Origin of the sequence: Niastella populi (assembly GCF_002078015.1) — a bacterium.
Classification (GTDB): Bacteria; Bacteroidota; Bacteroidia; order Chitinophagales; family Chitinophagaceae; genus Niastella; species Niastella populi.
Window position 1 is genome coordinate 1 of record NZ_LWBP01000021.1, and the last position, 7,359, is coordinate 7,359.

At 40.2% G+C, this 7,359-nt stretch carries 9 protein-coding genes; 8 read left to right on the forward strand and 1 reads right to left on the reverse strand.

The features are described 5' to 3' along the window. A partial coding sequence (locus A4R26_RS04860) for a hypothetical protein (RefSeq protein ID WP_133054545.1) occupies positions 1-515 on the reverse strand: 515 nt, incomplete at its 3' end. A gap of 88 nt (positions 516-603) precedes the next feature. Here A4R26_RS04860 and A4R26_RS04865 point away from each other — a divergent pair. From A4R26_RS04865 to A4R26_RS04900, 8 genes are all read left to right on the forward strand, one after another. Beyond that, the gene (locus A4R26_RS04865) at positions 604-1,476 is read left to right on the forward strand and encodes an AAA family ATPase (protein WP_081161462.1); all 873 of its coding nucleotides are present in this window, start codon (positions 604-606) and stop codon (positions 1,474-1,476) included. After that, positions 1,473-1,937: a CBASS system Cap8 protein gene (locus A4R26_RS04870; protein ID WP_081161465.1), complete on the forward strand. Its 465-nt coding sequence runs from the start codon at positions 1,473-1,475 to the stop codon at positions 1,935-1,937. The genes A4R26_RS04865 and A4R26_RS04870 overlap by 4 nt, the downstream gene beginning before the upstream one ends. 4 nt (positions 1,938-1,941) lie before the next feature. Continuing rightward, positions 1,942-2,442, forward strand: a complete 501-nt coding sequence (locus tag A4R26_RS04875) for a hypothetical protein (RefSeq protein WP_081161468.1) — start codon at positions 1,942-1,944, stop codon at positions 2,440-2,442. Continuing rightward, the gene (locus tag A4R26_RS04880; protein WP_081161471.1) at positions 2,439-3,320 is read left to right on the forward strand and encodes a CBASS oligonucleotide cyclase; all 882 of its coding nucleotides are present in this window, start codon (positions 2,439-2,441) and stop codon (positions 3,318-3,320) included. Before A4R26_RS04875 ends, A4R26_RS04880 begins: the two co-directional genes overlap by 4 nt. Positions 3,321-3,330: 10 nt before the next feature. Then, complete coding sequence (locus A4R26_RS04885; RefSeq protein WP_081161474.1) at positions 3,331-4,809, forward strand: SAVED domain-containing protein; 1,479 nt, start codon at positions 3,331-3,333, stop codon at positions 4,807-4,809. Between the two features lie 4 nt (positions 4,810-4,813). Continuing rightward, positions 4,814-5,443, forward strand: a complete 630-nt coding sequence (locus A4R26_RS04890) for a LexA family protein (RefSeq protein ID WP_081161477.1) — start codon at positions 4,814-4,816, stop codon at positions 5,441-5,443. A gap of 146 nt (positions 5,444-5,589) precedes the next feature. Then, positions 5,590-6,651 carry a hypothetical protein gene (locus A4R26_RS04895; RefSeq protein WP_081161480.1) on the forward strand — a complete coding sequence of 354 codons (1,062 nt, stop codon included), beginning with the start codon at positions 5,590-5,592 and terminating at the stop codon, positions 6,649-6,651. Positions 6,652-7,013: 362 nt separating this feature from the next. Continuing rightward, the coding region (locus tag A4R26_RS04900) for an ATP-binding cassette domain-containing protein (RefSeq protein ID WP_133054546.1) at positions 7,014-7,359 on the forward strand (346 nt) is incomplete at its 3' end.

Sequence of the window (7,359 nt, forward strand, 5' to 3'; positions counted from 1 at the left end):
ATGTCAATATCAAATTTCTTTCGTAATGCGGTGCCTTTTTCTGTAGAACCCGTAAACATGGGTTTACACTTTAAAAGCCCACTGAATTTCCTTTCGAATAATTGTATGATCTCTTCTCCCTTTTTTCGCAACTCTAAATAGTCCCTATTCAAAGGAGAGAGATGCATATTATGAAGCATGCCATTTAAAATATAATCTGTATTAATTGGCTTTTCAAGACTGTTATCATGATCCATAATTGCACCCAACGTACCACCAACAACTACACCAGCCAAAGCCCCTATTCCTGCTTCGACAAACAGTTCCTGCCAATTAAGTGAGGCGCCCGGTGTTTGCTGAATTCGCTTGCGTTGCTCAATAACATTAATAATTCCTTTTATTAAGGCACCCGTTGTCAATCCCTTACTGGCATACTTTGTCGTTTTCCCCATAAATGGCAGATTTATACTAAAATAGGAAAGTAGAAAAAAGAAAACAGGATTTTTTTCTGCAACTATTTTGATATTGATAATCAATGTATTATGTTTTATTCAGATTCTGGGGATAAGATTTTTCGTTATTATTTTAATTTTGTCAAATATTTGTCAAATCAATTGACGATTTATGCAGGATAAAGGGATTCTTGACAAAAGAGAGCTGCCAGATAAGGATTTTACCGAGTTATGGGGTCGCATTTTTATGCCAGATGAAGTGAAAAACCAACTGCTGGCGCAAGTTTTACTAGAGCTGACTTTACGGTCTAAAATACCGTCGAAAGCTGCCATTCCTTTACATGGAATCATTTTGCTGGTAGGACCGCCAGGAACGGGAAAGACTTCTATCGCAAAAGGTGTGGCTTCAGTAGCGGCAGCAAAACTCCAGGAGTCGAAAGTGAATTTCATAGAAGTTGAGCCACACGCTTTAACAAGCTCCGCCTTGGGTAAAAGCCAGCGGGAAATTCGTAGATTCCTCGAAGAAGTGGTGACTGAACAGGCCCTTCTTGGCCCATTGGTCGTTCTGCTGGATGAAGTGGAAACCTTAGTGGCTGACCGAACCAAAATGAGCCTGGAAGCAAACCCTGTGGATGTTCATCGGGCAACCGATGCTATGCTTGCCGGGCTTGATAATCTTGCTGCAAAGTTTCCGCATTTATTGTTCATTGCCACCAGCAACTTTGAAGGGGCACTTGATCCTGCGTTTATTTCTCGTGCAGACTTGGTTTTATACGTTGAAAAGCCCACTCTTGAAGCCTGTGAAGCCATCTTGACAGATACTCTTGATGCGATGGGTGAAGAATGGAAAGAACTTAAGAAAATTCCAAAAGATAAGGAGTATAGCAAACTGGCGCAATCTGCTTTAGGGTTGGATGGCCGCCAAATTCGCAAAGCAGTAATCAGCGCTTGTACACAGGATATTAAGGTCGTTTTGAATCCTGGTCTTATGACCATTGATCACCTGAAAAAATCTTTCACGCAAGCAAAAAAGAAACTGAAATGAGCATAGTCACAAGAAAATTTTCAGCCTGCCCGGTGAGGACTGCGGCTGATACCTGGGAAACGATTGTAAGTGTGATTTCTTCAGTCTCTGCTGAGGCTCGTAGTGAACTTTTAAAAATTGAAGGTATTGCAGCTTCCATCATTTCGGATGAAACGCCACGCAAAAGTCCCATAACGATTATCGGAACTGGTTCGCGCTTGCGTGTATACTGCCTGTATGAAGAAAATGGCTCTGCTGAAGAAGTGAACGAATCTCCACTAAACTGGAACCCTTTTGCCGGGGAATGGGAAATTCATATACCGGCTGAAAAAGATGAATTGGACTGGGTGACTCAAGCCCTTAGTGAAAAAGGCGCAAGGTTCAAGGCTTACGAAGCTGGTACTAAGCCAGTAGAAGATGAAGGAGAGAAGACCTCCAGCCAACAAACTAAACATTTAACCATAGACATTTCAAAATTGTAATGATATGAGTACGCTAGTCTCAGTGAACACCTACGCTCACACCGTCACTTTTGTGACGGATAAAATGCTCAAATCTCTACGCTATATTATTACCAGCACGGGACTTGATCCCAATAAATTTGTTAACGATTGGAAAACTTATGAGTTGGGGGTTCAGACCTGGCTGACTTCCAAGCACCTCAAAGGTATTACTTTGGAGATTGTCAGTCCAACAGGTGCATTGGTAACAAGGTGTGATTTTGAAATCAATTATACTTATGGCAATGGTGAAGGTTCTATGTGGTTGGATACAGATGCCTTGAAATTTGCCATTACCAAGTTCGGTACCATCCCTTCATCATGCACATATAGTATCATACTCACAACCGATCCAAATAGGTCGGATGTTGCTGGTTGGGGGCCTGCATCCTATCTTTCAACAGAAGGTTTTACTAAACAAAGCTTGGGTACGACGATAGGAACTAGTTCCATCGGCGCTCAGGCATCATATTGGAGGAAATCATGATCAACACATTTGACGCTTTCAAAAAATTTAAATCCCGTCTGGAGTTAAGAGATGGAGAGCAGAAAAAGGCCAGCAAACTGCAACAAGACGCCCGTGCGTTAGTTGGCGAGCATTTTGTCATTGCCAGGGATTTTTTAACAGGGTCTTATAAACGGCATACAAAGACACGTCCTCTAAAAGATGTAGATATATTTTTTGTGCTGGATAAAGAAAAAGAAAAAAAGTACCTGGATAACCCACTGGGTTTGCTGGAAGATATTCGTAAGGTGCTTGCTCCCGTGTATGGCGAAGCAAAGGTAAAGGTTGGCCGCCGGTCAGTAGGTGTTGATCTTGCCTACGATCCCAATGATGAAGATAAAATACTAAGCATTGATGTAGTGCCTGCTTTTGATAAAGACAATCATTATCAAATACCAGATAATGTCCTGCAAGATTGGGTTAACACCGACCCGGAAATTCACGCCGAAGAAGCTACTGCCGCCAATAAGGCTTTTGATGGGGAGTGGAAGCCAATGGTAAAGATGATAAAGAAATGGAATGAAACGCAAGGCAAGCCCATCAAACCTTCATTTCTTATTGAGGTAATGGCCATGCAGATGCTATACCCGCCGTTTTCCGGAGGATACGTATATGAATTGAAAAGCTTTTTTGCAACCGCTGCTGACCGTATTAGCGAAACCTGGAATGACCCTGCCGGCCTGGGATCACCGGTGTCTGACCAGATGGATGCACAAAGGATTACACTTGCCCGGCAGAAACTGGCGGAAGCAGGTAAGTTTGTAGATCAGGCTATCCAGGCAGAGCGTAATGGCAACCAAGTCGGTGCCTTGCGTATTTGGCGCGATAACGTATTCGGTGATATGTTTCCATTATCTTAAAAACTAATTTATGGAAAACCAGCATACAGGCGATAGTAAACCATTTTCATTATTACACCCTATGGGAATGGGAGGTATAATTGGTGGAGACGGTTATACATTCCAGGAACGGTACATAGTGTGCCATATCCCGAAATGGCTAAACGACTTGCATTTTGTGAAACTCATGTATGAGGGTACTGGTGACGTGGATGTAGTATTTGAGCAAAATAAGAGGCACTATTACGATCACGTGCAAGTGAAAGATCATAATGTAACACCTGCTGAATTAGCAGAAGTGATCAGTGGCTTTGTATTAATTGACAAGGGTACGGAAAAAGCGTATCGTAAGTTTATCCTAGCTGCGCCCTCGTTAAGCCAAAATGTGAAGGGGTTGTGCGATGCACTGTCAAGATTTAGAGAAGCGGAAAAATTGTATGCAGAAGAGGATCGGGAAGTGATATTAAAAACAACAAAAGAAACTTTGATTACTAAGATTGAAGCTGCGGGTTTCAAGGAGTACGTAGACTTTGTTATCAATAAACTCTTTTTTGAAATTGGCGCTTTCGATTTTAATGATAACAATCTCTGTAGGAATATATTTGCGGGTTATCTTGTTGAACATCCTCATTACAAGGAATATTTTAGCGTGTTTGGTAAAGTATACTCAAAATTGATTGAAGAGGTATTGGCTCATAGAGGTAAGGTTCTTGAGCAAGACAAACTACACGGCTTTATTAAAGGGGTACTGACGGCCCCTCCTACCTTGAATCATGACAGTGTACTTCATATCCATAACTGGACGGTGGAAAAATACACGCCTGATGCTACTGTCACTCTTGATTGGTCTACCTATTTTGACAGACAAACACGTACAGTGCCTGATGTGGGAATGTGGGATAAAGTGCTGGTTCCTCAACTTATTACCACCCGGCAGGATATTGCAAAAACAACTTCCAATAGGCACATTATATTCCGAGGCAAATGTACTTTGTCAACCGGCTTTGCCTTGGGCATGGCCTTTCCGGAAATTGGTAATTGGAGTTTTGAAATTCAGCAGCCACCGAATGTGTGGCGATCTGATGCAGAAAAAATTACTGGTTACAAGTTAAGGTACGAGACGGAAGATCCCGCCACTTATGGCATCGATTCAGAAAATCAGGAAATTGCAGTAATTTTCAATATAACTGGCCAGGCCCTGAACGATGTTGTTGCTTTCTTAAGAAACAACAACATATCTATAAAACAATTGGTGTTGATTCATCCATCATCAACTCCGGGTAACTTATCAATTCAAAACGATTCAGAAGCTGTATCTTTGGCCAGTGCTTCAAAAAACATAATAAAGGAAATGGTGACCCTGTATCAATCCAGAAAAACTCATTTGTTTTATTATGGTCCGATTGGTTTATCTATTTTTCTCGGGCAGAAGCTTACATCCGTAGGACAAATCCAATTATATGAATTTCAGGACCCTGGCTATAAAGCGTCCTGTTTGATCAAAACATAGGTACATGCATCCAGTCCAACAGAAGTTATTGAAGTTGGCAGATACCAGTAATTTAGGGGCGCTCCCTTTACGTGATATTGCCAAGATCATCAACGAGGACCATCCGCAAACAATAAAACATCACCTGGAAGCTTTAGAAAAAAAGGGACTTATTGAGTGGGATAAAACGAACAAGACGATCAAAAGATGTGCTACAGGTGTATCTGTCAACTCTGATTTTGCTGTGATTCCGGTGTTAGGAGCTGCTAATTGTGGTGTTGCAATGCTCTATGCTGAGGAACGGATTGTTGAACATGTAAAAATATCCTTCAGCTTACTGAGGAACCGCCGCAATACCTTCGCCGTGCGTGCAGTTGGGGCATCTATGAACAGGGCCAATATCAATGGTAAAAGTATTGAGGAAGGCGATTTGGTTATTATTGACCCCGATGATAAAAATATTCAGTCCAATGATTATGTATTATCCATCATCGATGAAATGGCTAATATTAAGAAAATTGTTATAGACCTCGAACATGAACAGATTAAATTGGAATCTGAATCAACTCAACATTATCCACCAATTTTTATCAGTACAAACGAAGCTTCCCGTTATGTCGTGAGTGGTAAAGTAATTCAGGTAATAAAATGCTAGTTAAGAAAGTATAGGGAGGTCGTTTACCTTGCAGAATGTTACCGAAATAAGCTTCAATATCAGGTAACCATTGTCCTGGTGCTGGATACTATATCGTGGGTGTTCCAATGGCTTAACCAGAGTATATAAATTACCCTTCTACATATATGGACAAAAACAATATCCCGACACTTAAAGAAGTGATCCATTTTTTAAAGCGAGGCGATAGGGATTTTTGTGATATGCTTCAGATTTCACCTGATAAATTTGAAGATGCACCCTTTGAGATGCTTATTTCCAATGAATTTGATGTATTAGCTGGTGTGAATAAGGTCCGTATGCTTTTTGATGTAGAATGCTTTGGGGTATTCCGAAATATTCTTTTGAAGTATCACGATAATGGAAACATCAAAGTGGTGTTTTACGGAACGATTTCAAATATTGATGGAATTTTCAAAATGTTTGAATTACTTATTGGGGAACTTGGAGCTGGCAACTTCGATCGGGAAAAGTTTTTTTCTTTTGCAGATCGCCAAAATGTTAATCTCGTCGCAACCTCCCCCGGATTTGGAACAGGCAAAGATGTTGTACATTATTGGAGCCTGTCAGATGACATTTCCATTGTACTCCAGTATTGTCAAAAACCACGTTATCAGTTTTCACTGTTGATTACCAGACTTATACCAAAAGTGCGTGATCATTCAAAAAGGAATAATAATGGGACGATAACCGAACGTTTGTCCATCAATATATGGAATTTATTAGATAGTACGCTTTACAATGGACTAGCTGAAAGCGCAATAAATGAGTATGGTGTTTTGGAATATACTTTGGAGCTTGATCGGAAAGAATTGGATTATTTCACACACCTTATTTTATCAGTGGGTACTGAAATTCAGGCAGAAGGCAAGCTGCCAAGATTTAATATAGACCTATACCATAATGGTAGTCCAGATATTTCAAAAATCAGATCAATTGCCGAGCAGCTAATTAGGTTGTACGGGACTGATAGTAGTGGCAATGGGGAACTTGAACCTTATGAATGGGATAAGATCAATAACAATGAATTTTGGACGGGGCGAACCTGGGAATTCAATCGTAGCCACGTCCTTCGTCACAATCCCCAGGATGAAATTGCCTACTACATACGTATGGATAATATGGGAGACCTCCAGGGATTCAAGGTGACAATCGTTTCTGCCAATAAGCTGTATGAATTATTCACTTAATGATAATCGTTTTTATGGTTCACTGCAAATGAAACTGATTTTGATTGCAACATTGAAATGTCCACCGGGCAAATGAATACTATATAGAAAAAATGTATTGTAACAACCCAAAGCATGTCATCAGTCTTGTCAGACTTTTTTTGAATCAGGGGCTAAGAATTTTTAGTAGTTTGGGCAGTCATATAGCGTTTCCCATTTTTACCTTTTGCACTTGTCCGCGGTAGTAGGTGGTGTAATGTAACATAGTAGGTATATTTTAAGATGTTTGACTCAATTGTTACAATAGAGAGAGGTTCGGTATTGCGTTCTACACAATAAAAATATGCTGTCTATTTCTGCGCTGGAAAATTAAAATTTTATCTATGAAACTAGAGTTCCTATGGATAGAAAAGCATAGTTTAATAAAAAACCAAGGATTTAATTTCAATCCTAATGCTTTTTATACTTATGATAATGGTAGCGGAGAGCTTCTGCGGACAGAACGAACTGGAATTGGTGAAGATTTTTTTAGGATAGAGAAGGGCGGTGTTATTTCAAGTATAAGTGCATTAGTGGGTGCTAATGGAACGGGTAAATCAACTATCTTGGAGTTTATTGCTGGGTTTTTAACTTCTGGAATTAATTCTGGAGGCATAATGGTAACAGATAAATTTGTTTTTGTTAAAATAAATTCGAAGGTTACTATCAGCAAAAAATGGCAAGGAACAA